The organism is Micromonospora sp. NPDC048169 (genome assembly GCF_040652815.1).
Classification (GTDB): Bacteria; Actinomycetota; Actinomycetes; order Mycobacteriales; family Micromonosporaceae; genus Micromonospora.
Window position 1 is genome coordinate 1 of the sequence record NZ_JBEZMS010000056.1, and the last position, 24,953, is coordinate 24,953.

Annotated in this window: 23 protein-coding genes and 1 pseudogene; 9 read left to right on the forward strand and 15 right to left on the reverse strand. The window is 71.5% G+C overall.

Going from position 1 to position 24,953, the window contains the following annotated elements:
- Positions 1 to 148 precede the first annotated feature (148 nt).
- Genes AB0D28_RS28100 through AB0D28_RS28115 form a run of 4 tightly spaced genes read right to left on the reverse strand, consistent with a single transcriptional unit; the run spans position 149 to position 4,830 of the window.
- A complete protein-coding gene (locus AB0D28_RS28100) occupies positions 149 to 973 on the reverse strand; it encodes a carbohydrate ABC transporter permease (RefSeq protein WP_357390638.1) in 825 nt (274 codons plus the stop codon).
- 10 nt (positions 974 to 983) lie between these two features.
- Positions 984 to 1,943 carry a sugar ABC transporter permease gene (locus AB0D28_RS28105; RefSeq protein ID WP_357390640.1) on the reverse strand — a complete coding sequence of 320 codons (960 nt, stop codon included), beginning with the start codon at positions 1,941 to 1,943 and terminating at the stop codon, positions 984 to 986.
- Positions 1,944 to 1,949: 6 nt separating this feature from the next.
- A complete protein-coding gene (locus AB0D28_RS28110) occupies positions 1,950 to 3,281 on the reverse strand; it encodes an ABC transporter substrate-binding protein (protein WP_357390642.1) in 1,332 nt (443 codons plus the stop codon).
- 37 nt (positions 3,282 to 3,318) lie between these two features.
- Positions 3,319 to 4,830 (reverse strand): alpha-N-arabinofuranosidase, encoded by a 1,512-nt coding sequence (locus AB0D28_RS28115; RefSeq protein ID WP_357390644.1) that lies wholly within the window; start codon positions 4,828 to 4,830, stop codon positions 3,319 to 3,321.
- 150 nt (positions 4,831 to 4,980) lie between these two features.
- Here AB0D28_RS28115 and AB0D28_RS28120 point away from each other — a divergent pair, with 150 nt between their 5' ends.
- A complete protein-coding gene (locus tag AB0D28_RS28120) occupies positions 4,981 to 5,994 on the forward strand; it encodes a LacI family DNA-binding transcriptional regulator (protein ID WP_357390646.1) in 1,014 nt (337 codons plus the stop codon).
- A gap of 16 nt (positions 5,995 to 6,010) precedes the next feature.
- Here the strand turns inward: AB0D28_RS28120 and AB0D28_RS28125 are convergent, their stop codons facing one another.
- Complete coding sequence (locus tag AB0D28_RS28125; RefSeq protein WP_357390648.1) at positions 6,011 to 6,736, reverse strand: methyltransferase domain-containing protein; 726 nt, start codon at positions 6,734 to 6,736, stop codon at positions 6,011 to 6,013.
- 289 nt (positions 6,737 to 7,025) lie between these two features.
- Here AB0D28_RS28125 and AB0D28_RS28130 point away from each other — a divergent pair, with 289 nt between their 5' ends.
- From AB0D28_RS28130 to AB0D28_RS28150, 5 genes and pseudogenes are all read left to right on the forward strand, one after another.
- The gene (locus AB0D28_RS28130; RefSeq protein ID WP_013283833.1) at positions 7,026 to 7,229 is read left to right on the forward strand and encodes a cold-shock protein; all 204 of its coding nucleotides are present in this window, start codon (positions 7,026 to 7,028) and stop codon (positions 7,227 to 7,229) included.
- A 305-nt stretch (positions 7,230 to 7,534) separates the two neighbouring features.
- The gene (locus AB0D28_RS28135) at positions 7,535 to 7,816 is read left to right on the forward strand and encodes a hypothetical protein (RefSeq protein WP_357390650.1); all 282 of its coding nucleotides are present in this window, start codon (positions 7,535 to 7,537) and stop codon (positions 7,814 to 7,816) included.
- A gap of 122 nt (positions 7,817 to 7,938) precedes the next feature.
- Positions 7,939 to 8,121: pseudogene (locus AB0D28_RS28140) on the forward strand (NUDIX domain-containing protein); the annotation flags it as partial.
- 52 nt (positions 8,122 to 8,173) lie between these two features.
- Positions 8,174 to 8,743: a nucleotidyltransferase family protein gene (locus AB0D28_RS28145; protein WP_357390652.1), complete on the forward strand. Its 570-nt coding sequence runs from the start codon at positions 8,174 to 8,176 to the stop codon at positions 8,741 to 8,743.
- A 256-nt stretch (positions 8,744 to 8,999) separates the two neighbouring features.
- Positions 9,000 to 10,736, forward strand: a complete 1,737-nt coding sequence (locus AB0D28_RS28150) for a tetratricopeptide repeat protein (RefSeq protein ID WP_357390654.1) — start codon at positions 9,000 to 9,002, stop codon at positions 10,734 to 10,736.
- A gap of 58 nt (positions 10,737 to 10,794) precedes the next feature.
- On the opposite strand, the gene AB0D28_RS28155 is transcribed toward AB0D28_RS28150, so the two are convergent.
- The 8 genes from AB0D28_RS28155 to AB0D28_RS28190 all read right to left on the reverse strand — a co-directional run bounded on the left by AB0D28_RS28155 (position 10,795) and on the right by AB0D28_RS28190 (position 18,502).
- The gene (locus AB0D28_RS28155; RefSeq protein WP_357390656.1) at positions 10,795 to 11,343 is read right to left on the reverse strand and encodes a gluconokinase; all 549 of its coding nucleotides are present in this window, start codon (positions 11,341 to 11,343) and stop codon (positions 10,795 to 10,797) included.
- Positions 11,333 to 12,562 (reverse strand): D-mannonate dehydratase ManD, encoded by a 1,230-nt coding sequence (gene manD, locus AB0D28_RS28160; protein ID WP_357390658.1) that lies wholly within the window; start codon positions 12,560 to 12,562, stop codon positions 11,333 to 11,335. The genes AB0D28_RS28155 and manD overlap by 11 nt, the downstream gene beginning before the upstream one ends.
- 25 nt (positions 12,563 to 12,587) lie before the next feature.
- On the reverse strand, positions 12,588 to 13,541 hold the full coding sequence (locus tag AB0D28_RS28165) for a sugar kinase (RefSeq protein ID WP_357390660.1): 954 nt from the start codon (positions 13,539 to 13,541) through the stop codon (positions 12,588 to 12,590).
- A gap of 88 nt (positions 13,542 to 13,629) precedes the next feature.
- On the reverse strand, positions 13,630 to 14,253 hold the full coding sequence (locus AB0D28_RS28170) for a bifunctional 4-hydroxy-2-oxoglutarate aldolase/2-dehydro-3-deoxy-phosphogluconate aldolase (protein WP_357390662.1): 624 nt from the start codon (positions 14,251 to 14,253) through the stop codon (positions 13,630 to 13,632).
- A gap of 5 nt (positions 14,254 to 14,258) precedes the next feature.
- Positions 14,259 to 15,407, reverse strand: coding sequence for a galactonate dehydratase (gene dgoD, locus AB0D28_RS28175; RefSeq protein WP_357390664.1), 1,149 nt, complete (start codon positions 15,405 to 15,407; stop codon positions 14,259 to 14,261).
- Between the two features lie 7 nt (positions 15,408 to 15,414).
- Positions 15,415 to 16,230: a carbohydrate ABC transporter permease gene (locus tag AB0D28_RS28180; protein ID WP_357390666.1), complete on the reverse strand. Its 816-nt coding sequence runs from the start codon at positions 16,228 to 16,230 to the stop codon at positions 15,415 to 15,417.
- Positions 16,227 to 17,174 carry a sugar ABC transporter permease gene (locus AB0D28_RS28185; protein ID WP_357390668.1) on the reverse strand — a complete coding sequence of 316 codons (948 nt, stop codon included), beginning with the start codon at positions 17,172 to 17,174 and terminating at the stop codon, positions 16,227 to 16,229. The genes AB0D28_RS28180 and AB0D28_RS28185 overlap by 4 nt, the downstream gene beginning before the upstream one ends.
- Before the next feature lie 77 nt (positions 17,175 to 17,251).
- Complete coding sequence (locus AB0D28_RS28190; protein WP_357390670.1) at positions 17,252 to 18,502, reverse strand: sugar ABC transporter substrate-binding protein; 1,251 nt, start codon at positions 18,500 to 18,502, stop codon at positions 17,252 to 17,254.
- A gap of 172 nt (positions 18,503 to 18,674) precedes the next feature.
- Here AB0D28_RS28190 and AB0D28_RS28195 point away from each other — a divergent pair, with 172 nt between their 5' ends.
- Positions 18,675 to 19,439 carry an FCD domain-containing protein gene (locus tag AB0D28_RS28195; RefSeq protein WP_357390672.1) on the forward strand — a complete coding sequence of 255 codons (765 nt, stop codon included), beginning with the start codon at positions 18,675 to 18,677 and terminating at the stop codon, positions 19,437 to 19,439.
- Between the two features lie 101 nt (positions 19,440 to 19,540).
- On the opposite strand, the gene AB0D28_RS28200 is transcribed toward AB0D28_RS28195, so the two are convergent.
- Both AB0D28_RS28200 and AB0D28_RS28205 read right to left on the reverse strand, forming a co-directional pair.
- Positions 19,541 to 20,209, reverse strand: coding sequence for a response regulator transcription factor (locus AB0D28_RS28200; RefSeq protein ID WP_357390674.1), 669 nt, complete (start codon positions 20,207 to 20,209; stop codon positions 19,541 to 19,543).
- Complete coding sequence (locus tag AB0D28_RS28205) at positions 20,206 to 21,363, reverse strand: sensor histidine kinase (RefSeq protein ID WP_357390676.1); 1,158 nt, start codon at positions 21,361 to 21,363, stop codon at positions 20,206 to 20,208. Before AB0D28_RS28205 ends, AB0D28_RS28200 begins: the two co-directional genes overlap by 4 nt.
- A 168-nt stretch (positions 21,364 to 21,531) precedes the next feature.
- Between AB0D28_RS28205 and AB0D28_RS28210 the strand changes: the two genes are divergently transcribed.
- Positions 21,532 to 22,293 (forward strand): ABC transporter ATP-binding protein, encoded by a 762-nt coding sequence (locus tag AB0D28_RS28210; RefSeq protein ID WP_357390678.1) that lies wholly within the window; start codon positions 21,532 to 21,534, stop codon positions 22,291 to 22,293.
- The gene (locus AB0D28_RS28215) at positions 22,287 to 24,716 is read left to right on the forward strand and encodes an FtsX-like permease family protein (protein WP_357390680.1); all 2,430 of its coding nucleotides are present in this window, start codon (positions 22,287 to 22,289) and stop codon (positions 24,714 to 24,716) included. Before AB0D28_RS28210 ends, AB0D28_RS28215 begins: the two co-directional genes overlap by 7 nt.
- The last annotated feature ends 237 nt before the right edge of the window (positions 24,717 to 24,953 follow it).

Genomic DNA, 24,953 nt, shown 5'->3' on the forward strand with positions numbered 1-24,953 from the left:
GATCCACGGCGGCTGCTCACCCCTCCTCACGTTCAGACGAAACGACCCTCACATCCAGTCGGTTACGCCCACCCTCAAAAAGTTAGGACCTCTAAGAAGGGGCCCTTCTACTACCGGAGGCGTTAAAAGGGGGCCCTTCCTTACCCGCTCACCCCTTCAGGCCGCTGCGGGAGACGCCCTGGATGACGTGCCGCTGGGCGAGCACGAACAGGATCAGCACCGGCACGCTCGCCAGCACCGCGCCCGCCATGATGACCGGATAGTCGGTCACGTACGCGCCCTGGAGCAGGCCCAGGCCCGCCGGCAGGGTCAGCCGTTCCGGGCTGAACAGCACGTACACCGGCCAGAGGAAGTCGTTCCAGTTGGTCAGGAACGACAGCACCGCGAGCGTGGCCAGGGCCGGCTTCGACAGCGGCAGCAGCACCCGGCGGAACACCTGCCAGTGGTTCGCGCCGTCCAGCACCGCCGCCTCCTCCAGCTCGGCCGGGATGGAGAGGAAGAACTGCCGCAGGAAGAACACCCCGAACGCGCTCGCCGCGCCCGGCACGATCACCACAGTGAGCGTGTCGATCCAGTCCAGCCGCTCGGCGATGATGAAGTTCGGGATGATCAGCGAGGTGGGTGGCAGGAACAGCGTGCCCACGATCAGCGCGAACAGCACCTTGCGGCCGCGGAACCGCATCCGGGCCAGCGCGTACGCGGCCATCGACGCGGTCACCAGCACCAGCAGCGTGTGCAGGGTGGCCGCGAGCATGCTGTTGACGAACCAGCGCAGCACCGGGTTCGCCGCGTTGTCGACTATCTGCTGGTAGCCGTAGGTGGAGAACGGGTCCGGCAGCCAGCCGGGCGGCACCCGCTGCGCGTCGTCGTACGTCTTCACCGACGTCAGCAGCATCCACACCAGAGGGGTCACGAAGATCGCGGTGACCAGGAGCAGGACGCCGTACCGCGCCACCGCGCGCGTGTTCCTCATGTCGTAGCCCTCAGTCTTCCCGGTAGCGGAACAGCCGGAAGTTGGCGACGCTCACCACCGCCAGCATCAGCGCGAAGAACACGCTCATCGCGGCGGCCCGTCCGGCGTCGTAGTCGCGCAGCCCCTCGTCGACGATCCGCCAGACCACGGTCCGGGTCTGCTCGCCCGGCGCGCCCTGGGTGATCAGGAACGCCTGCCCGAACACGTTCGCCGAGGCGAGGATCGTGGTGGTGAAGACGAACAGCATCACCGGGCGCAGGCCGGGGATCGTGACGTGGCGGAACCGGTCCCAGCCGCCGGCGCCGTCCACCTTGGCCGCCTCGTACAGCTCGGCCGGGATGTCCTGGAGACCGGCCAGGTAGATCACCGCGTTGAAGCCGCAGGTCCACCACACGGTCACGCCGACGAGCGACACCCAGGCCCACGGCACGTCGGTCACCCACGGCGTGTCCGAGGGGAGCCCGACCACACCGAGCAGCCGGTTGACCAGGCCCAGGTTGGCATCCAGCAGGAACCGCCAGAGCAGGCCGATCACCGCGACGCCCAGCACGTACGGCGCGAAGAACGCGGCCCGGAAGAACGTCCGGCCGGGGAACGAGCGGTTGAGCAGCAGCGCCAGCCCGAGCGGGACGACCACCAGCAGCGGTACGGAGAACAGCGTGAAGACCCCGGTCGCCCGGACGCTCGACCACCAGTCCCCGAAGATCGCCGAGTCGCTGGAGAACAGATCCCGGTAGTTGCCGAGCCCGACGAACGGCCGGTTTGGCAGTTGCAGGTCCCACTGGTGCAGGCTGATCCAGACCCCGAACAGGATCGGCGCCAGGCCGAAGACCCCGAACAGGATCAGGTACGGCGCGAGGAAGAGGTACGGGGTCGCGCGGTTGCCGCGTTCCGTCGCGCCCCGGCGGCGGGTGCGCGCCGGGGGCGGCACGCCGTCGCGCGCCGCCCCGACCTCGATCACGTCCGCCACGGCGGATCAGTTCCCGTACTTCTTGCGGCTGTCCTCCAGCTGCTTGTTCGCCTTCGCCGCGCCGTCGTCGAGCGCCTGCTTCGGCGGCTTCTTGCCCAGCGCCGCCTCGTTGAACGCGTTGTAGAAGGTCAGCATGGCCTCGTTCAGGCCCGGCACGGACGGCGGGAACGCGGCGTACTCCAGCTCCGGTGCGAGCGCGTTGACCTCGGTGAGCGCGGTGAACTCGCTGCTCTCCCGCACCGCCTTGCGGGCCGGCACCTGGCCGCCCTTGGCCCAGTCCAGGGAGTGCTGGCTCAGCCAGTTGATGAACACCTTCGCCCCGGCGGTCTTGTCGGCGTTCGCGGAGCGCTGTTTGACGATGGTGAAGTTGTGCGAGTTCGCCCAGGCGGCTTTCTGGCTGCCGATCTGCGGCAGGGGCGCGACGCCCCACTGCACGTTCGCGCTCTTCTTCAGGTCGTTGATCTGCCAGATGCCGTTCCAGTTGAACGCGTTCTTGCCGCTCTTGAACGCCAGGTAGTCGGCGTCCTGGCCGACGTTCGCGGGGGAGTGGCCCTGCTTGATCAGGTCGACCAGCCAGGTGCACGCCTCGACCGCCGGGTCGGAGTTGAACGTCGCCTTCGCCACCTCGGCGTCGAAGAGCGTGCCGCCCCACTGGTGCAGCAGGCTGTAGAACGTCATGCCGCCGGTGAACTGGAACGGGCTGACCCAGAAGCCCTGCACGCCCGACTTCTTCAGCTCGGTGAGCGCGGCCGTGTACTCCTCCCTGGTGGCCGGTGGCTTCTCCGGGTCCAGGCCGGCCTTCCGCATGACCGCCTTGTTGTAGTAGAAGCCCAGCGGGTGCATGTCCAGCGGGATGCCGTACCGCTTGTCGCCGTAGAGGCCGCCCTTCCAGACCGTCGGGGCGAAGTCGCCCTCGCTCAGCTCCAGCGCCTTCGCCACGTCGTCCAGTTCGGTGATCACGCCCCGGGCGGCGAACGTGGCGAGCTGGTCCATGTGCATGACAGCGATGTCCGGGCCGTTGCCGCTGGAGACCGCGCCGGGAAGCTTGCTGTAGTAGTCCTCCCACTGGTACGTGATCACGCTGACCGCGATGTTCTTGTGCTCGCCGTTGAACTGCTGGACGAGCGTCTTGAAGATGTCACCGTCACCGCCGGTGAAGCCGTTCCACAGCTTCAGGTCCACCTTCGGGCCGGTGTAGTCCTTGCCGCCGTTGCCGGCCGCGCCGGAACTGTCGGAGCTGCTGCCGCCGCCGCAGCCGCTCAGCGTCAGCGTGGCCGCCGCGCCGAGCCCGACGCCGAGGCCGAGCAGACGCCGCCGGCTCATCTCGTTCTGGATCATGCGTACTCCTTGGGGGACGGAATGGAGTATTGCCTGGTCACGACGCCGGCACGAAGCGCAGCAGGTTCCAGGAGGTGGCCGGCAGCAGCACGGAGGCCCGGCCGCCGTCGACTGTGGGCGTGGTGAGGTCCCGGGGCGCGACCCGCTCCGGGTCTTCTTCGGTGTTCGTGGCGTCCGGGTCGGTTCCGGCCGCCACCGTGGTGTGCGCCTCGGCCCGCAGGCCGGGCAGGCCGCGCAGGTCCAGGTCGAGCGGGAGGTCCTGCGGACCCCTGTTGACCGCGAAGACGGCCAGCTCGCCGGTCTCCTCGTCGTGCACGGCGACGGTGTCCAGCGCGGGCACGTCGCCGTAGCGCCGGGTCTCGTAGGTCGGGCCGGTGGGCTCGGTCCGCAGCACGGTGCCGCGGGCGTACCGGGCGGTCAGGGCGAACGGGTGGAAGATGCTCTGCCGCCAGGCCGGGCCGCCGTCGCGGGTACGGATCGGGGCGATCACGTTGGCGAGCTGCGCCTGGCAGGCCACGCCGATGCGGTCGGCGTGCCGGAGCAGGGTGATCAGCAGGTCGCCCACCACCACCGCGTCGACGGCCGTGTAGTCGTCCTCGATCAGTGCCGGCGCCTCGACCCAGCCGCGCCGGTCCAGGTCGGACTGGAGGCGGGACTGGTACCAGACGTTCCACTCGTCGAAGGAGATCTTCAGCTTGCGCCTCTGCCGCAGCTTGGCGCCCACGTGGTCGGCGGTGGCGACGACCTCGGTGATGAAGGCGTCCATGTCGACGGCGGAGGCGAGCAGGCTGGCCCGGTCACCGTCGGAGGGGTCGTAGTAGGTGTGGGCGGAGATGTAGTCGACGTGCTCGTACGCGTGCTCCAGCACTGTCGCCTCCCACGCGCCGAACGTGGGCATGCCCCGGTTGGAGCTTCCGCAGGCGACCAGGCTGATCGAGGGGTCGACCATCTTCATCGCGCGGGCGGTCTCGGCGGCGAGCCGGCCGTACTCGTCGGCGGTCTTGTGCCCGACCTGCCACGGCCCGTCCATCTCGTTGCCGAGGCACCACAGCCGCACCCCGTACGGCTGCTCGGCGCCGTGCTTGCGGCGCAGGTCGGATAGTTGGGTGCCGCCCGGGTGGTTGGTGTACTCAAGCAGGTCGAGCGCCTCGGTCACGCCGCGGGTGCCGAGGTTGACGGCCATCATCGGCTCGACCCCGGCCTCGGCCGCCCAGGTCATGAACTCGTCCAGGCCGAACTCGTTGGTCTCGATCGTCTTCCAGGCCAGGTCGAGCCGGCGCGGCCGGTCGCCGACCGGGCCGATGCCGTCCTCCCACCGGTAGCTGGAGACGAAGTTGCCGCCCGGGTAGCGCACCACCGAGACGCCCAGCTCACGGGTCAGGTCCAGCACGTCGCGCCGCAGCCCCCGCCGGTCGGCTGTGGGGTGGCCGGGCTCGTACACCCCGCCGTAGACGCAGCGCCCCATGTGCTCGACGAAGGAACCGAAGATCCGGCGGTCCGCCGGCGCGACCCGGAACGCCGGATCGATAGTGAGCTGCGCGTTCGGCACTGTGCCAACCTCTTCCTCGTGGCGATGGCGAGTGACGGCTGTCACTCCGTTGTCAGTGGTTTCTACAACGTTGTAAGCACCTGTGTAAAGAGGCAGTCGTGTCGTCGCGACGCGGTACGCTGCGGCCAGCGTTCACCGGGAGGAAGTTCAGTGCGGCACAGGCTCAAGGACGTCGCCGAGCGGGCCGGAGTGTCGGTGAAGACCGTCTCCAACGTCGTCAACGGCTACCAGCACGTGCGCGCCGACACCCGGGCCCGGGTCGAGGAGGCCATCGCCGCGCTCAACTACCGGCCCAACCTGTCGGCCCGCAACCTGCGCAAGGGGCGTACCGGGGTGATCGCGCTGGCCGTGCCCGAGCTGGACATCCCCTACTTCGCCGAGCTGGCCCGGCACGTCGTCACCGCCGCCGCCGACCACGACTGGACAGTGCTGATCGACCAGACCGGCGGCCGCTCCGAGCAGGAACGCAAGGCCGCCAGCGGTATCGGCGACCACATGATCGACGGTCTGATCCTGAGCCCGCTCGCGCTCACCGCAGACGACCTCGCCGCCCTGGCCGGCCTGCCCATGGTGCTGCTCGGCGAACGGGTCGACCACGGCCCCGCCGACCACGTCATGACCGACAACGTGGCCGCCGCCCGCGAGATCACCACCCACCTGATCGGGCTCGGCCGCCGCCGGATCGCCGCGATCGGCTCCCAGCGGACCCCCGAGGGCGCCAGCGCCCGGCTCCGCCTGGCCGGCTACACCGCCGCGCTGGCCGAGGCCGGCATCGCCTACGACGACCGCCTGGTGGCGCCCGCGCCGGCCTGGCACCGCGCGGACGGCGCCGCCGCCATGCGGCAACTTCTCTCCACCGGGGTACGCCCCGACGCCGCCTTCTGCTTCAACGACACGCTCGCGCTCGGCGCGCTGCGGGCGCTGCACGAGGAGGGCCTGCGCGTGCCCGAGGACGTCGCGGTGGCCGGCTTCGACGACATCGAGGACGGCCGCTTCTCGATCCCGACGCTGACCACAGTCGCCCCGGACAAGGAGCGCATCGCCCGCCTCGCGGTCGAGCTGCTGGCCGGTCGCCTGGGCCAGGACCGCGACGCACCGCCCCGAGAGCTGGTGGTCTCCCACCAGCTGGCCCTGAGAGAGTCCGCCCCACCCCGCCCCGCCTAGCCCTCCGGTGCCGTGGTCAGTCGAAGAAGCGGGCCAGGTGGGCCGACGAGGGAGCTGGGGCGTCCGCGGGCAGGGGAGTCAGGTCGGCGAAGATCGAGGCGCCGTCGCAGCCGACGTGCAGCGGATACCAGCGCGGCGTACCCGGTGGGCGCTGACCGCAGATCCCCTTGAACGTCTGGACGTCGAGCAGCCGTACGTGGGTCGGGTCGGCCACCGCGTTGACGTGCCGCCACCAGGGGCTCATCACGTGCAGCACCCCGCCGGGACGCAGCACCCGGTGGCACTCGTCGAACAGCGGCAGGAAGTCGATCAGGTGCTCGACGATGTGCACCGCGAAGAACACGTCCACCGAGTCGTCGCGCAGCGGCAGCGAGCCGGCCAAGTTGGCGACCGCGTTCACCCCCGGCGCCGGATAGATGTCCAGTCCCAGGTTGCCCGGCCACTGTTTGGTCGCGCCGCAGCCCAGGTCGACCACCACCGGCGCCCGCCCGGCCACGGTGACCCGGCACCAGACCCCGAGTACGCCGGAGAGCCGGCCGATCAGCTCCCGTACCAGCCGCAACTGTTCAGGGTCGGCGACCTCGCCGGTCAGGTGCGCCACCCCCCGGTCGAAGCGCACCTCGACTGCCGTCCCGCGCAGCCGCTCGTCGTGCCGGACCATGTCGGCCCACGCCTCGGCGAGGAAGCCGTCGGTCTGCCGGAGCCGCTCACCCGAGAGCGCGGTCTGCCCCATCGCCACCATGCGCCACCTCCGGCGGCCCGTTACCCCCGTTTCGCCCCGATATGCCCCCCGTCACGAACCGATCCCACAGGATCAACGTCCTCGTGCTGGCGTGACACCGACGGCGGATCACGTGGTACGGTAGTCACGTTGCAGTTTTGATTTCCGTAGACGTTTTCCGGCGCCTGATGGGGCATCTGAAACCCATCAAGGCGCTTTTCGTTTTTCGTGTCGTTTCGACGCGGGTGATCAACGCGGCGGCGTAAGGGTCCGCACAGTGCGGCCTCTGACAGCCTGCGAAGGAGCAGACATGACTACAGGCACCGTGAAGTGGTTCAACGCCGACAAGGGCTTCGGCTTCATCAGCCCGGACGACGGCGGCGCTGACGTCTTCGCCCACTTCTCCGCGATCTCGGCGAGCGGCTTCCGCAGCCTCGACGAGAACCAGAAGGTGGAGTTCGACATCACCCAGGGCCAGAAGGGCCCGCAGGCGGAGAACATTCGCCCGCTCTGATCCACACTCGCCGAACGGCGGCCCGACTGGTTCAGCGGGCCGCCGTTCGGCGTTTCACGCGCTCACCAGGGCATCGCGGCACTCGTCTGGTCTGCGGAAGGCCGACGCCGGGCGCTGATCTTAAGCATCGGTTCCTATCGCTAACGCACAGAATGCCGCCTCGCGGGCCAGCCTGACGGCGGAGGCACGTACGGTCGCGGTCAGGTGGAGCACACCATGGTCGGACTCCACGCGTTACCTCCTGATGACTGGCAGCCCGCCTGGACCCTGGTGTGTGCGGCGTACATCTTGAAAGGTTGGTGACTATGACGACGACCTACTCCGGTCCTGCGAAGCTGATCCTGGTCGACGGCGCCTGCATCTCCGGCATGGCCTCTCTCAGTACCAACCAGCGCGGAGGGCTCAACGGCTGGGGCGGCACGTTCCGGCCGGACGAGATCACGTCGGAGCTTCGCGACGCAGTCGAGGGCCTGCAACTGGAGTTGCCCTACGATCGGGTGGGGACAGTCGCCGTCACCGGCATTCGCAAGCTACTCGCGACGCAGGTGTTGATGTCGCTGGCAGGCCGCGGACCCGCACCATTCTGATCGTGCGCCGCCTGCCTGGAACCGTGCAGCGAACGGCAGTTCCTTCCGAGGAGAGTGCCCGCACCTGACTCGGGGCCGTCTTCCGGCACACCGACTTCAGCTATGAAGCGGCGGGCATCCAGGTGCCCGGCGGCAGCGTCCGCCCCGGTGAGGACCCGGCGGACGCGGTGCTGCGCGAGGCCCGCGAAGAGACCGGACTGACCGGCTTCACCGTCGTGCGCAAGCTGAGGGCGATCGAGTACGACATCAGCCCGCTCCGCTTCGAGATCCAACGTCGGCACGTCTTCGAGTTGGCGCTGCGCGGTCCGACGCCCGAGCGATGGGCGAGCCAGGAAGACAGAGGTAACCGGGGAGACGATGCGCGAGGACGAACTGCGGGGCCTCGTCGAGCGCAGCCAGTGGCTGATCCGGGCGCTGGGCGTCGTCCGGGACTCCGGCCTGCCGGACGCCTGGATCGGCGCGGGCGCCATCCGCGACCTGGTCTGGAGCGAGCGCTACGGCGACGGCTTCGACCCGTCGTCGGTGCGGGACGTCGATGTCGTCTTCCTCGACCCGGCGGACCTGAGCCGCGACAACGACGACCGGGCCACCCGCCGGCTGGTGACGGCCTGGCCGGAGCCGCCGTGGGAGGCGAAGAACCAGGCCGCCGTGCACACCTGGTACCCGGCGAAGTTCGGCGGCGGTCCGGTGGCGCCGTTGCGGACGATCGCCGATGCCGTTGCCACCTGGCCCGAGTACGCCACCGCCGTGGCGGTACGCCTCGACGCGGACGGCCGGATCGCGGTCTGCGCGCCGCACGGCCTCGACGACCTGCTCGACGGGGTGTGGCGGCGCAACCCGACCCGGGTCGGCCCGGAGATCTCCCGGCAGCGACTCGCCCGTCACCGCCCAGCCGAACGCTGGCCCGGTGTCCGCGTCGTGGTCTGAGCCGGCGCTCGAAGCCATGGGCTCCGGACCAACCTGAGGACTCTTCTTATTTGCATCGATAGGGATTACTCTCTGGGCCAGTCCTGGTGGATCACATCGGAGGTTCGTATGAGGAAGATGACCATCCGTCGCACGACCGCGCTCCGCCTGGTGTCCGGTGCCCGTCGGCTGTGGATCGAGTGGTGCTGGTAGCTGCCAGCCGGGCGGGCGCTCCCGGGCGCCCGCCTCAGCGGCGGTGGGCCCTGCGGTGACCGGCGTGGCGGAGCGCTACGACTGCCATCGTGACCACGGGCCGTACGCCGGGGTCTCGACCTTCCTCGGCCGGGTCGCCGCCGATCGGCCCCGCCTGGCGGCGCGGCACGCCGTCGAGCTGTACGCGATCGCCCCTCAGCTCGATCCGGCGGCCCGGCCGGCCGCCGAGGAGGAGCCGATCCGTTTCCACCCGGCCCGCCGGACCGCCTGCCTGGCCTACGGCGCGGCGGAGCTGGTGGCGGCCTGGGCCGGCACGCTCCGGCGGCCGGTGACCGTCCGGTTCGATCACGTCGCCAGCGCCGACGAGACGACAGCCGAGTTGCTGGACGCGCTGGTCCGCCGGCTCGGGCCGGCCCCGGTGCGCCTCGACCTGCGCGATGGCGGGGCCCCCGACCCGGCGCCCGACGAGCGCACCCCGCAGGCGTTGCGGCGGGCCCTGGGCGACAGCCTGGCCGGCGGCTTCTACCACCACGCGGCCCGGGTCGCCCGGCGCGGGCGGGCGGTGGTCACCCCCGGCGGCGACCTGCCGCACTGGTGGGCGTTCACCACCGGCCTGGCCACCGCGCTGGCGGCCCTGGACCGGGCCGCGGAGGCGCTCGACCTCTACGACGAGGCGCGGGCCGTCACCGACGACCCGAAGATCACCATGTCGGCGGCGTACGCCACCGCCATGCTGCACGCCCGGCACCTGCCGGCCGCCGACCAGGACCCGGAACAGGCCCGACTCTGGCTGGATCGGGCCCTGCACCTCGCCGCCGGGCTGACCGACCCACGCCGGCGGCTGCTGTCGACGGTCTTCTACGAACAGGGCCTGGCGCTGCTGGACAGCCGGGCCGGCCGGCCCGACCGCGCGCTGCGGGTCGTCGACGACGGGCTGGCCCGGCTGACGGCCGCACTCGGACCCGGCGAACGCCCGCAGCACCTGGCCCGGTTGCGCCACAACCGGGCGCAGGTCCACCTCGCGCTGGGCGACCCGGCCCGGGCGCTGGCCGACCTGGACACCGTGATCGCCCACGACCCCGACAACTGCGAGTACTACGTGGACCGCGCCGCCCTGTACCGGGCGGCGGGCCGGACCCGAGCCGCGATCAGGGACTACGACGCCGCCATCCGGCTGGGACCGCACCTGCCCGAGGCGTACTACAACCGGGCCATGCTCCACCAGGAGCGGGGCCGCCCCGGGCGGGCGCACGCCGACCTGGAGCGGGTGCTCGCCATCGACCCCGGGCACCTCGATGCCCGGATCGCCCTGGTCAACCTGCACGTGGCGCGCGGCGCGCTGGACGCCGCCGAGGCCGGCGCGCGGGCCGGGCTGGCCGGCGCCGCGCAGGAGCCCGCGCTGCTGTGCACACTGGGCCTGATCCTCGCCGAGCGTGGCCGGCCCGCCGAGGCCGACCAGCTGCTCACCCGGGCCCTGAGCGGGGACCCCGAGCTGGTGGAGGCGTGGACGAACCGGGCCGCCGTCCGGTTCGAGCGCGGCGACGTGACCGCCGCGCTCGCCGACCTGGACCGGGCGGTGGCGCTGTCGGCGGCCCCCGTGCCGCGTTACAACCGGGGCACCGCCCTGGCCCGGCTGGGCCGGTGGGGCGACGCGGCCCGTGACTTCACCGAGGCGCTCGCCCAACCCGGCCTGGACCGGGCCCTGCGCCGGGACCTGCGCGCGGAACTCGCCCGGTGCCGCCGGGAGCTGGCCGGCCCGCAACCGCTGTCACCCAGCCAGGAATCGGGACGGACGTCCTGACCGTCACCGGGTCGTGCTTCGACGACACGGCCGCGCCGGCCGGAGCCGGACCGCCGGGTCAGCCGGTGCCGACGGATGTCCGCCGGGGCAGGCCGAGCCGCTCGACCGCCGCGACGACCAGTTCCTCCGGTGCGGCGGCCACGTCCAGCACCACCCCGGGTTCGTCGGGCGCCAGATCCTCAAGGGTGGCCCGCTGGGAGTCGAGCAGACTGGCCGGCATGTAGTGCCCGACCCGCCGGGTCATCCGGTCCCGGATCAGCCCGGCCGTGCCGGCCAGGTGCACGAACTCCACGCCGGGCGGTCCCTGGCGCAGCACGTCCCGGTAGGAGCGTTTCAACGCCGAGCAGGCCAGCACCGTGGACACGCCCTCGGCGTGCCGGCCGGCCATCCAGGCCGCGAGGTCGCGCAGCCAGGGCCAGCGTGCCGCGTCGTCCAGCGGGACGCCGGCGCGCATCCGGGCCACGTTGGCCGGCGGGTGGAACTCGTCCGCCTCGGCGAACACCAGCTCGGTGAGCTCGCTGATCCCCCGCGCCACCGTCGTCTTGCCCGCCCCGGACACGCCCATCACCACCACGTGCCGGGTGGGTGGGCGGCGGTCACCAGTCATGGACCGTGCCGTCCTTGAGCCGGTTGAACGGCAGGTACGCCGGCTGGTACGGGAACCGGGCCGCGGCCTCCTCGTCGAGTTCCACGCCGAGGCCGGGCTGCTGTCCCGGGTGCAGGTACCCGTCGGCGAAGGTGAACGACTGCCGGAACACCTCGTCCGTGAGCGCCCCGTGCCGCATGTACTCCTGGATGCCGAAGTTGTGGATGGCCAGGTCGAGGTGGAGCGCGGCGGCCATGCCGACCGGGGAGATGTCGGTCGGGCCGTGGATGCCGGACTTGATCTGGTACTGGGCGGCGTAGTCGAGCAGCTTCCGCATGGCGGTGATGCCGCCGGTGTGGGTGACGGCGGAGCGCACGTAGTCGATGAGCTGTTCACGGATCAGCGTCTGGTAGTCCCAGACGGTGTTGAAGACCTCGCCGATGGCCAACGGGGTGGTGGTGTGCTGCCGGACCAGCCGCAGCGCCTCCTGGTTCTCCGCCGGGGTGCAGTCCTCCAGCCAGAACAGGTCGTACGGCTCGAGCGCCTTGCCCAGCTTGGCGGCCTGGATGGGGGTCATCCGGTGGTGCCCGTCGTGCAGCAGGGGCAGCTCGGGGCCGAACTCGTTGCGAACGGCCTCGAAGACCTCCGGCAGGTGCCGCAGGTACGAGCGGGTGTCCCAGTCCTCCTCGGCGGGCAGCGGCGTGCGCTGGGCCGGCTCGTAGTCGTAGCGCTTGCCGTCGACGCTGGGCTGGGCGGCCACGCCGTAGACGGCGTTGATGCCGGGCACCGAGGTCTGCACCCGGATGGCGCGGAAGCCCTGCTCCAGGTGGTGGCGGATGGAGTCGAACAGCTCGGGCAGGTCCCGCCCGGAGGCGTGCCCGTAGGCCAGGATCCCGGTCCGGGAGGCCCCGCCCAGGAGCTGGTAGAGCGGCATCCCGGCGGCCTTGGCCTTGATGTCCCAGAGGGCGACGTCCACGGCCGCGATGGCGGCCATGGTGACCGGTCCGCGCCGCCAGTAGGCCGAGCGGTAGAGGAACTGCCAGGTGTCCTCGATCTGATGCGGGTCGCGCCCGATCAGCAGCGGGACGACGTGGTCGGCCAGGTACGACGCGACGGCCAGTTCGCGCCCGTTGAGGGTGCCGTCGCCCAGCCCGGTGAGCCCCTCGTCAGTTGTGATCTTGAGGGTGACGAAGTTGCGGTCGGGGCTGGAGACGATGACGTCCGCGGCGACGATCTTCATGCCGATGCCTTTCTCAGGGGTGATGTCAGCGCAGCGTGCTGCCGGGCTGCACGTCGTTCAGGAGGGACAGTTCGTCGCGGCGGGGCAGCGACTCCCAGTCGCCGTTGCCGCCGACGGCGAAGGCGCCCAGGGTGACCGCGCGGCGCAGCCGCCCGGCCAGGTCGAGACCGTCGAGGTGGCCGGAGAGGTAGCCGGCGGTGAAGGCGTCCCCCGCGCCGACGGTGTCCACCGCCGTCACGGGCACCGCCGCCGCGTGCCGCACGCCCTCCCGGGTGTACGCGCGGGCGCCGTCGCCGCCGAGCTTCACCAGCACCGTCGACACGCCCCGGTCCAGCAACTCGGCGACCGCCGTCGGCTCGTCCGCGCCCGGCGTGCCGACCAGGTCCAGTTCGTCGGCGGAGGCGACCACGACCGTGGCGTGGCCGACGATGTCGGCGAGCGCGGCCCGCGCCGCGTCCCGGCTCCACAGTTTCGTCCGGTGGTTGACGTCGAGGCAGACCAGCGTCCCGGCCCGGGCGGCGGTCTCGGCCGCCCACCGGGTGGCCTCCCGGGCGCCGTCGGAGAGCGCCGCGGTGATCCCGGTCAGGTGCAGCACCCGGGCGCCGGCGGCCAGGGCGGGCCGCAGGTCCTCGACGGTCACCGCCGAGCCGGCCGAGCCGGCCCGCTGGTAGATCACCCGGGTCAGGTCGGCGGTCCGCCGTTCCAGGAACATCAGTCCGGCCGGGCGGTCCGGGTCGCGGACCACGTGCTCGAGGCGTACCCCCTCGGCGCGCAGCTGCCGGAGCAGGAACTCGCCGAGTTCGTCGGCGCTGACCCGCCCGGCGAAGGCCGCGCGGTGGCCGAGCCGGGCCACCCCGACGGCCACGTTGGCCTCCGCCCCGGCCAGGTGCGGGGTGAGCGCGCCACCGGTGACGATGGGCCCGGCCGTGCGCAGCGACACCAGGGCCTCGCCGAAGGTGAGCAGGTCGACGGCGGTCATGACGCGGTGGCCGGGTAGCCGCCGGCGCGCGGACGCGTGGCGGACGGGCGGGTGCCGCGCGGCCGCGCGGCGGGCAGGCCGGCGGCGCTCATGCGACGGCGGCGAGGTAGGCGCGGGCGCGCTGGCGCAGGGCGTCGAGGTCGCCGCCGGAGGCGGCGTCACCGACCAGCGGGCCGCCGACGCCGACCGCGATCGCGCCGGCGGTGAAGTAGCCGGGCAGGTCGGCCAGGCCGACACCGCCGACCGCCACGAACGGGATGTCCGGGAACGGGTCGCGCACCGCCTTGAGGTACGCGGGGCCACCCACCGACGCCGGGAACAGCTTGATCGCCGACGCGCCCAGCCGCATCGCCGTGTACGCCTCGGTCGGGGTGAACGCCCCGGCGGCGACGGGCAGGCCGAGCCGCGCCGCCTCGGCGATCGACTCGACCACAGCGGGCGTCACCACGAACTGCGCGCCGGCCGCCGCCACCTCGGCGACGTCCGCGGCGGTGAGCACCGTGCCGGCGCCGACCAGGGAGCCGGCCGGCGCGACAGCGCGCAGCGCCTCGACGGCCCGAGCCGCGTCCGGCGTGGTGAGGGCCACCTCCACGACCCGTACGCCCTCCTCCAGCAGGGCGGTGCCGGCGGCGATCGCGCCGGCGGTGTCGGTGCCCCGGATGACCGCGAGGATCCGGGCGGCGGCGAGTTCGGTGACGAGATTGACAGTCATGTTTTTCACCATTCCGCGTAGGAGCCGTCGGCGTGCCGCCAGGTGGGGCTGCGCCAGGCGTGGCCGCGCTTGTCCGCCGTCCGCACCGCGTGTTCGTCGATCTCGATGCCGAGGCCGGGCGCGGTGAGGCGCTCGACGTACCCGTCGACGAAGGTCAGCGGCGTCTTGTCGAGGCAGTAGTCGAGCACCTCGGCGCCGAGGTTGTAGTGGATGCCGATGCTCTGTTCCTGGATCAGGTAGTTGGGCGTGGCGAAACCGACCTGCAGGCAGGACGCCAGGGCGATCGGGCCGAGCGGGCAGTGCGGGGCGAGCTGGACGTCGTACACCTCGGCCAGCGCGGCGATCTTGCGGACCTCGGTGATGCCGCCGGCGTGCGACAGGTCCGGCTGGGCGACCGCGATGCCGGCCTGCAGCACCGGCAGGAACTCCTGCCGGTTGTAGAGCCGTTCCCCGGTGGACACCGGGGTGGTCGTGGCGCGCACGAACTCGCCGATCAGGTGCGAGTTCTCCGGCACCACCGGCTCCTCCAGGAAGAACGGCCGATACGGCTCGAGCAGCGGGGCGACCCGCCGGGCGGTGGCCAGGCTGAACCGGCCGTGGAAGTCGACGGCGACGTCCCGCTCGTCGCCGAGCACCTCCCGGGCGGCGGCCACCCGCTGGACCACGCCGTCGAGCTCGGCGACCGAGGCGACCGGGCTCATCCGCCCGGACGCGTTCATCTTCACGGCGGTCAGGCCCGTCTCGACGGCGGCGCTGATCTGGTCGCGCACCTCGGCGGGCTCGTCGCCGCCGACCCAGCCGTAGACCCGGATCCGGTCGCGGACCGGTCCGCCGAGCAGCTGGTGCACCGGGGCGCCGAAGTGCTTGCCGGCGATGTCCCACAGTGCCTGGTCGAGCCCGGCGACGGCGCTGGCCAGGATCGGTCCGCCCCGGTAGAACGAGGACTTCGTCAGCACCTGCCAGTGGTCCTCGATCCGCAGCGCGTCCCGGCCGACCAGCAGCTCGCTGAGCTGCTCGACGGCGGTGCGGACGGTCTCGGAGCGGCCCTCGCAGGTCGCCTCGCCCCAGCCGACGATCCCGTCGACCGTTTCGACCCGGACGAACAGCCACCGCGGCGCGACGAGGAACGTCTCCACCCGTGCGATCGTTGTCATGGCGTCCTCAGCCCTTCGTGGCGCCGGCGGTGAGACCGGAGACGATGTACTTCTGCACGAACAGGGCGATCACCATGATCGGCAGAGTGACCACGGTGGCCGCGGCCATCAGGCCGCCCCAGTCGATGCTGGCGTAGCCGACGAAGTCGAAGATCGCCACGGGCAGGGTCTTCGTGTCCGCACCGGAGAGCACCAGGGCGAACATGAAGTTGTTCCAGGAGAAGATGAAGGACAGGATGCCGGCGGTGGCGACGCCGGGCACGGACAGCGGCAGGGTGATCCGCCGGAACGCGCCGATGTGGGTCAGCCCGTCGACAAGCGCCGCCTCTTCCAGGTCCTCCGGCAGGCTGTCGAAGAAGCCCATCATGATGTAGACGATCAGCGGCAGCGACACGAACATGTGGCTGAGGATCAGCACGGTGTACCCGCCGACCATCTGCAGGTTCGAGAAGACGTAGTACCAGGGCACCAGGAGCGACACGCCCGGGATGATCCGGGCCATGAGCACCACGAGCGCGGACTTCTTCATGTTGAACCGGCTCATCGAGTAGGCGGCCGGCACCCCGAGGACGAGCGAGAGCAGCGTGGCGGCGAACGCCACCCACAGGCTGTTGCCGATGAACTGGACGTAGTTGGCCTGCTGGAGCACGTTGTCGTAGTTGTCCAGGGTGGGCGAGAAGACGAAGGCCTTGCCGGTGTCGTAGATGTCGACGTTGGTCTTGAACGACGCGGCGATCATCCAGAGCAGCGGCGCGATCAGCCCCAGCACCACGACGGTCAGGGCAACCGCCCGGAAGACCTTGAACGGCTTGCCCGGCTTCATCGGTCCAGCCCCTTCTTGCGGTAGGTCAGGGCCCACATCACCCCGATGATGATCAGGAAGAAGATGATCAGGACCGTCGACGAGAGGCCGTACTCGTTGTAGTCGAAGCTCAGCCCGTACGCGTAGACGTTGAGCGTCTCGACCTCGTGGAACGACCCGCCGCCGCGACCCTTTGTGGCGTAGAGGATGTCGAAGGTCTTCAGCGCGTCGATGCCGCGCAGCAGGATCGCGACGATCACCGTGGGCATCAGCAGCGGCAGCGTGACGTGCCGGAACCGCTGCCAGGTGCTGGCGCCGTCGATGAGGGCGGCCTCCTGCGGCTCGTCCGACAGCGACGTGAGGCCGGCGAGCAGGATCAGCACCACCATCGGGGTCCACTGCCAGATGTCGATGAACATCGTCGTCGGCAGTGCGCTGTTCTGACCGGACAGCCAGGGCTGCGGGCCGATCCCGACCCAGCTGAGCACCTGGTTGGCCATGCCGATGGTGGGGTCGAAGATCAGCCGCCACATCATGCCGACCGCCACCGGGGTGGCGACCAGCGGCAGCAGGATGGCGACCCGGACCCAGCGCTCACCGCGGAACGGCCGCCACAGCAGCAGGGCGATCGCCATGCCGAGCGCCACCTCGACGGCGAGCACGACGCCGGTGAACAGGACGGTGCGCCACACCGCCGGCCAGAACCGGTCGGTGTCGGCGAGCACGTCCAGGTAGTTCTGGAACCCGATGAACTCGCTCTCGGCGCGGACCGAACCCTCGGCGTCGGTGAGGCTGAGGTATCCGGTCCACGCCACCGGAAAGATGATCAGCACGGCGACGAACGCCATGGCGGGAGCCGCGAAGAGCCATTTGCGGTGCGCGTTGGCCCAGCGCGACCAGCCCGACTCCGCCGGGGCCGCGCCGGCGTTCGACGGACTGGTGACTGGTGTGGTGACGGCTGACATGAGGTCTCCGAGTGCTCAGGGCCGGGACCCGGCGCGGGGACGGCGGAGCCGGTAGGCCCCGCCGTCCCGCGGTCGGGTTACTTCGCCTCGTCGTCGAGGAACTTCTGGAACGCCTCGTTCGCCGCGTCCGCCGAGGCGGCCGGATCCTTGCCGGTGATCGCGTCGACGATCGGCTGGCCGACGATCTCGCGGGCCTGGGCGACCTTCACGACGAGCGGACGGTCGTGACCGACGCCGTTGTCAGTGCTGGCCGTGGTGGCCTCGGCGAGGTCCTTCGGGTAGGTGGCGATGGCCTGCGGGTTGGCCCAGACCGAGGCGCGGGCGCCGGGGACGCCGGCCTCCTGCTGCGCCAGCGACTGCTCCTTGCCGGCCGCCCACTCGATGAACTTCCAGGCGTTGTCCTTGTTCTTCGACTGGTCGTTGATGCCCAGCGCCCAGGACGGGATGTTGTAGGGCTTCGAGCCGGCCGGGCCGGCCGGGAAGGGCGCGAAGCCGACGGTGTCGGAGACCTTCGACTTGGCCGGGTCGGTGGCGTTCTTGTAGAGCGAGTTGGCCTCGGTGTAGAAGGCCGCCTTGCCCTGGGTGAAGATCGCCATGGCCTCGGACCAGCTCATGTCGGTGCTGACGTTGTCCGGGCCGTGCTCGCGCAGCAGCCCGCCGTAGTAGGCGTACGCCTGCTTGGCCTGGTCGGTGTTGACCGCGGCCTTGCCGTTGGCGTCAACGAAGTCACCGCCGAAGCTGAACAGGAAGCTGGAGAACTGGGTGACGGCGGCGGCCTTGCCGGTGCGGGAGACGAAGCCCGCGACGCCCGGGTTGTCGGCCTCGACCTTGGCGGCCTGCGCCTTGAGCTCGTCCAGGCTCTTCGGCGGGGCGTCGAAGCCGGACTTCTTCAGCAGGTCCTTGCGGTAGTACAGCACCTCCGACTCGGTGATGATCGGCACGCCGACCACCTTGTCGTCGTAGGTGGTGGCCTGCACCGGGCCGGCCTGGAAGTCGCTGAAGTCGAAGGCGCTGTCCGCCTTGGACCGCTCGGTCAGGTCGGCCAGGTACTTGTTCTTGCCGAACTGCTTGCCCTCCTGCAGCGGCCGGTACATCATCACGTCGAGGTCGCTGGATCCCGCGTTCAGCTTGACGTTGTACTGGTCGGACAGCTGGTCCTCACCGAGCTGGGTGACCTCGACCTTCAGGCCGGTCTGCTTCTCGAACTCCGGCAGCGCCTTCTTGACGTTCTCCGTCCAGACGTGGTTCACCAGCGTCACGCGCACGGTCTTCGAACCGCCGCTGTCCTCTCCACCGCCGCAGGCGGCCAGGCCCATGGCGACCACCACGGCCAGAGACGTACCGATTATCGATCGACGTCGCACGCCATCTCTCCATTTCTCGTGGTCGCCGCCCCGGGGGAAGAGCGCCACAACGCTGTAACGTCCGCTTAACTACGGGATGCTAGGTCGAAAAAGCTGATTTATTCAAGGGGTTGACCGAACTGATATGATCGTTGGCGTGGAACCGTACTCCTCCGGGGGCGTCGGCACCCAGCCCGCTCCGGCCGAGGTCGGGTTGCACGCCCGCGTCCTCGAGCACCTCGGCACCGCCATCTGCGGCGGAGAGTTCGCCCCCGGGGCGGTCCTCAACATCGACGACCTGGTCGACCGGTACGAGGTCTCCCGCTCGGTGGTCCGCGAGGTGCTGCGTGTCCTGGCGTCGATCGGGTTCATCGAGACCCGCCGACGGGTAGGGGTGACGATCCGGCCCGCGCACGACTGGAACGTCTTCGATCCGCAGGTGATCCGGTGGCGGCTGGCCTCGGCCAGCCGGCTCGCCCAGCTCCGGTCCATCACCGAGCTGCGCACCGCCATCGAGCCGCACGCCGCCCTGCTGGCCGCCGAGCGGGCCGGTCACGACGAGGCCAGCGACCTCGTCGGCCTGGCGGCGAAGATGTGGGCCGCCGGCAAGGCCGGCGACGAGGAGCGCTTCCTGCGCCTGGACATCGAGTTCCACCGGCGGGTGCTGCTCGCCTCCGGCAACGAGATGTTCGTCCGGCTGCAGGACCTGGTCGCCGAGGTGCTCACCGGCCGGCACAAGCACCACCTCATGCCGCACCACCCGCACGAGCAGGCGCTGCGCCTGCACGCCGAGGTGGCCCAGGCGATCCAGCGGCACGAGGGCGAGCGCGCCCGGCTGGCGATGGTGCAGCTCATGGAACAGGCGTTCGAGGAGATGCGGTCCCTCTGGGAGCAGACCGCCGAGCCCCGCGCGATGAGCTGACCCGCCCCGGCGGGTTCAAGCTCGGAGAACCGGCCCGTGCCGACAGGCCTACTACGCCAGCCCGAGCACGCTTGGTGTCTCTCCGCGGCGGGGCGACGCTCTCAGCGCAGGCCGCCCGGTCCGACCAGGCCCGTCTCGTAGGCGACGATGACCAGTTGCGCCCGATCACGTACCGCCAGTTTGGTCAGCAACCGCCCGACGTGCGTCTTCACGGTGGCCAGGCTGAGACCGAGGTGCCCGGCCAACTCCGCGTTGGACAGGCCCCGGCCGATCAGTGTGAGTACTTCCCGTTCCCGTTCGGTAACCCCCTCCAGCTGTCGTGGCAGCGGCCGGGCCGGCTCCGGCCGACGCGCGAACTCGTCGATGAGCCGGCGGGTCACAGTCGGTGCGAGCAGTCCTTCGCCGGCGGCCACCACCCGGATGCCGGCAAGCAGGTCCGCCGGTGGGGTGTCCTTGAGCAGGAAGCCGCTGGCTCCGGCGCGTAGGGCTCCGTAGACGTATTCGTCCAGGTCGAACGTGGTCAGGATGACGACCCGGGTGCCGGCCGTGGCGGGGTTGCCACAGATCCGCCGGGTCGCCTCGATACCGTCCATCTCTGGCATCCGCACGTCCATCAGCACCACGTCCGGCCGGTGTTCGGCGGTCAGAGCCACAGCCTCGACGCCGGTGCCGGCCTCACCGACCGTGGTGAGGTCCGGGGCCGAATCGACCAACAGCCGAAAACTGCCGCGTAGCAGCGCCTGGTCGTCGGCGATCAGCACCCGGGTCACGCGGTCGCCCGGTAGGGCAGGCTGGCCGTCACCGCGAAGCCGCCGCCGGAGCGTGGCCCGGCACGGAACTCGCCCCCGTGCAACGTCACCCGTTCCCGCATGCCGATCAGTCCGTGTCCCTCCCCGCCGATCAGGACCGGACGGTCGCCGTCGTCCATGACCTCGACCCTGACCTCGCCGGGCGTGACGGTCACCGTCGCCCGGCAGACGGCCGGTGCCGCGTGCTTCACCACGTTTGTCACCGCCTCCTGCACGATCCGGTACACCGCCAGGCCCACTGACTCCGGCACCACGCCGGGCGAATCCTCCCGACGTACGTCGAGCCGTACGTCGACACCGCCCATCGCCGCCTGCTGCGCGAGTACGGGCAGCGCGTCCAGCCCGGGCGGCGGGGCGTACGGGGTGTCCTCGCGCAGCGCGCCGAGCACCCGGCGTACGTCGGTCAGGGCGTTGCGGCCGGTCTCCTCGATCACCCGCAGGGCGGCCCCCGCCTCGCGGGGATCGGCGTCGGCGACGTGGTTGGCGACGGCCGCCTTCACCACGATGAGGCTCAGCGTGTGCGCGACCACGTCGTGCAGCTCGCGGGCCACCCGCAACCGCTCCTCGGCGGCGGCTCGGCGGACCAGGTGCTCGCCCTGGCGGGCGGCGACGACCCGTCGCTCGCGGACCAGCCAGCCGATCATCCAGGCGGGCGCGATCATGGCGGCGGCGTAGACGACCCCACCGGTTCGCGACCAGAGGTCGCTCTCGGTCAGCGCCAGGGCGACGCTCACCAGCGCGAGGCAACCGGCGGCGCAGAGCATCGACCGGGGCGTACGTGTCGACACGGCCATCGTGTAGAGGGACAGACCGATGGCGAGCCCCGGAGCGGCAGCGGCGTAGCCCGGGATCACACCCGTGATCAGTGCGACTGCGGCGACGGAGCTGATCACGACGGCGACGGTGATCGGCCACCGCCGCCGGACGGCCAACGGCAACCCGAGGGCCATCCCGACGAGCACCGACACCCAGAGCGGTTCGCGCACCCCACCGTGCAGCGGTGACTCCAGTGCCGCGTACGGGCCGAGCAGCGCGCCGATCGCCAGGGCGAGTACGGCGTCCACGGCGGCCAGTTCCGCCGGCCGCAGCCGCCGGATCGGCAGGATGGCGGTCACCTGCCGAAGCGTATCGGCCGGCCGGCCGGGCCGCGTCCACCTGCGGTCGGTCATCCTCGGGTACGACGTCTGACGCTTTCCGATCCCCGGATCCGCTCAGGGACGGGCCGGAGAGTGTCCACACCGGCACGACGCGCCGCACCCGCCGTGACCGGCACCCTGGCGGTCATGACCACACAAACGGTGATCCTGACCGGGCTGCGAGCGGTGTACGGCACCGGAGCCCGCCGGGTGGCGGCGCTCGACGGCGTGACGACCAGCTTCGCCAGCGGCACCTTCACTGCGGTGATGGGCCCGTCGGGCTCGGGGAAATCCACCCTGCTGCATTGTGCGGCCGGGTTGGACAAACCGACAGCGGGGACCGTCGAGATCGACGGCAGGCGCCTCGACGATCTGGGGGAGGACGAGCTGACCCGGCTGCGCCGCGACCGGATCGGCTTCGTGTTCCAGGGGTTCAACCTGGTGTCCACGTTGACCGCGGCGCAGAACGTCGAGTTGCCGCTGCGGCTGGCCGGGCGCCGTCCCCCGGTCCGGGACGTCGTCGCCGCGCTCGACGCCGTGGGACTGGCCGGCCGGTCCGGGCACCGGCCGAGCGAACTGTCCGGCGGTGAACAGCAACGCGTCGCCGTGGCCCGGGCGTTGATCACCCGCCCCGCGGTGGTCTTCGCCGACGAACCGACAGGGGCCCTGGACAGCGCGGCATCCCGGCAGGTCCTCCGGCTGCTTCGCGCACTCGTCGACGATCACCGGCAGACGGTCGTGATGGTGACCCACGATCCCACCGCCGCCGCGTTCGCCGATCGGGTCCTCCTGCTCGCCGACGGTCGCGTCGTGGACGAGATGACCGGCGGGATCACCGCTGCGGCCATCGCCGCGCGGATCGCCGAGGCGGAGATCACGGCGGGAAGCGCCGTGGAGCCGTCGTGCTGAGCGTCCGGCGGTCGGCCGGCGCGTTTGCGGCCGTCGCCATCGGCGTCACACTGGTCGCGGCGGCCACCCTGCTGCTCGCCTCCGGCCGCCCGCGGGTGCCCGACCGGCTGGCGAACGCGGCGGTCGTGGTGCAGAGCCCCGAGGCCGGTGCGCCGGCCGACTCGTTCGCGCCCACCCGGCCATGGTCCGCCGCCAGGTCGGCGGAACTCACCAGCAGGCTGGCCGAGGTGCCGGGCGTCACGGCGGCGGTGCCCGACCGGACCTTCTACGCTCAGGCGCTCGTCGACGGCCGGCCCCCGGGCACCGATGCGCAGCGGGAGGACGCCCATCAGGGGCACGGCTGGTCCAGTGCCCGGTTGGGCGGACTCCGTCCCACCGCCGGCGAGCCGCCCCGGCGGGCCGGCGAGGTGGTCGTCGACCGCACGCTCGGGCTGCGTCCCGGCGGGCCGGTCACCCTGCTCACGGCGGCGGGTGCGCAGCCGTACACCGTCACGGGTCTGGTCGATGCGCCCGGCCTCTACGTCGCGGACGAGGTCGCGGCCGTGCTCGCGCCCGGAGTCCGGGCCATCGGCCTGCTCGTCGCACCGGGCGCCGACCCCGAGGTGGTTGCCGATACGGCTCGCGGTCTCCTCGGCCGCGACGGGCGGGCGCTGACCGGGGACGACCGTGCCGCGCTGGAACCCCGGGGGGATGCCCGTACCCGCTGGATCGGCATGCAGGTGCTTACCGCCACGGCGGCTCTCGCCGGCTTCGTCACGGTCTTCGTGGTCGCCTCCACCTTCGCGTTCACCGTCGCGCAGCGCCGCCGTGAGCTGGGCCTGCTGCGCGCCGTCGGCGCCACCCCGCATCAGGTCCGCCGCATTGTGTACGCCGAGGCGCTCGTCGTCGGCGCCTCGGGCGGGACTGTCGGACTGCTGGTCGGCGGTGGGCTTGCGCCGCTGCTGGGCCCGCTTCTCGTCGACGTCGGCTTCGAACCGTCGAGCTTCCGGGTCGGGTACGAGCCCTGGCCGGTCGCGCTCTCGCTTGTCGCCGGGCCGGTGATCTCGCTGCTGGCTGTCTGGTCGGCCTCGCGCCGGGCGGCGCGGGTTCGACCGCTTGAGGCGTTGCGCGATGCGGCGGCGGAGCAGCGACCGATCGGGCGGCTGCGCATCGCCACCGGCGCGCTGCTCGTCGCGGTGGGGGGCGCGCTCAGCGTCGGGACGGCGACCGCCGACGAGGCCCGCGTCGCGGCGCAGTACGCCCTGTACGCGGTGATGGCCTTGGTGGCCGGTGCCACCGTGCTGGCGCCGGCGGCAGTCGGCCCGGTGGTGCTGATGCTGCGGTCGCCGGTGCGCCGACCGGGTGGCGCGATCGGGATGCTGGTCCGGGCCGGGGCGTTGACCGCGACCCGGCGGACAGCCTCGATCGCCGCCCCGGTGCTGCTCACTGTCGCGTTCGCGGTGCTGGTCTCTGGAATGGTGCGCACCACCACTGCTGCCTACGCGGCGGGCCGGGCCGACAACGTCAACGCCGGCTGGGTCGTCGTGCCCGACCGCGCGCCGGGCCTGTCGGACCAGGCCGTCGCGACGACCGGGGGTGCCGCCCTGCTACCGACGACGGTCTTCGATGCCAACCCGGACTCGTCGCCGGAGAACCGGCCACTGACCGCGCTCGGCGTGGACCCGGCGGGCTTCACCGCCGCGAACCGGGCGCTCACCGTCGTTGCCGGCTCACTGGATGACCTGAGCGGTGGTGACACGGTGGTCCTCCCCGCCTCGGCGAACCGGCAGCCGTCCGAGCCGTACGCGCTTGTCTTCGCCGATGGCGAGCGCGTGTCGCTGCGCGTCGTCGCGGTCGTCACCGACGACTCGATCCCCGGCGACCTGCTACTGCCCCGGTCGCTGGTGCGGGCGCACGACCCCTCGGCGCTCACCTCCGCCGTGTACGTCCAGGACCGGGTCGATCCTCCGGTCGGAGCGCGGATCGTCGACGTTTCGGCGTGGGCGGCCGAGGCGGACCGCGCCGAGGATCGCCTCGTCTGGCTCTTCACCCTGCTGCTGATCGGTGTGTCGGCCGGCTACGGGGCGGTTGCGGTGGCGAACACGCTGCTGATGGCCGCTGCCGGCCGGGTGGCTGATCTGCGGCTGATCCGGTTGGCCGGTGCGACCCGGAAGCAGGTCATGTGGCTGGTCACTGCCGAGTCAACCCTGGTGGTCCTGATCGGCGCGCTGCTCGGCGGGGCTGTCGCCCTCGTCGGTCTGCTGAGCATCCGTGCCGGCCTGGCCGAGCAGGTCGGCGTACCGGTCGACCTGGTGGTGCCGTGGCCAGTGGTCAGCGGGGTGGTGGGGCTCTGCCTGCTCCTGGCGGTGCTGGCGAGCGCACTGCCGACCTGGCGGTCACTGCGTCACCGTCCCGCGCGGTCCCCCGTCGGCGTCTTGGGGTAAACCCTGTACATCGTCCTTCGGATGGCGGTCGGGCCGCTACCCGCCCCCTGACGCGAACCGGGTTCGTATGCTCCGGGTGTGCTCCTGGGCTGGGAGAACGGCGGTCCGGGCAACGTGGGTGAACGCCTGTCGCTCCCTGCCACCCTAGGGCCTGTGTCGAAGTCGGTCACAGCCATTCGTTGATGGCGGCGACGTGCACGGTGGCCGCGTAGCGCACGGCGAGTTTGTCGAAGCGGG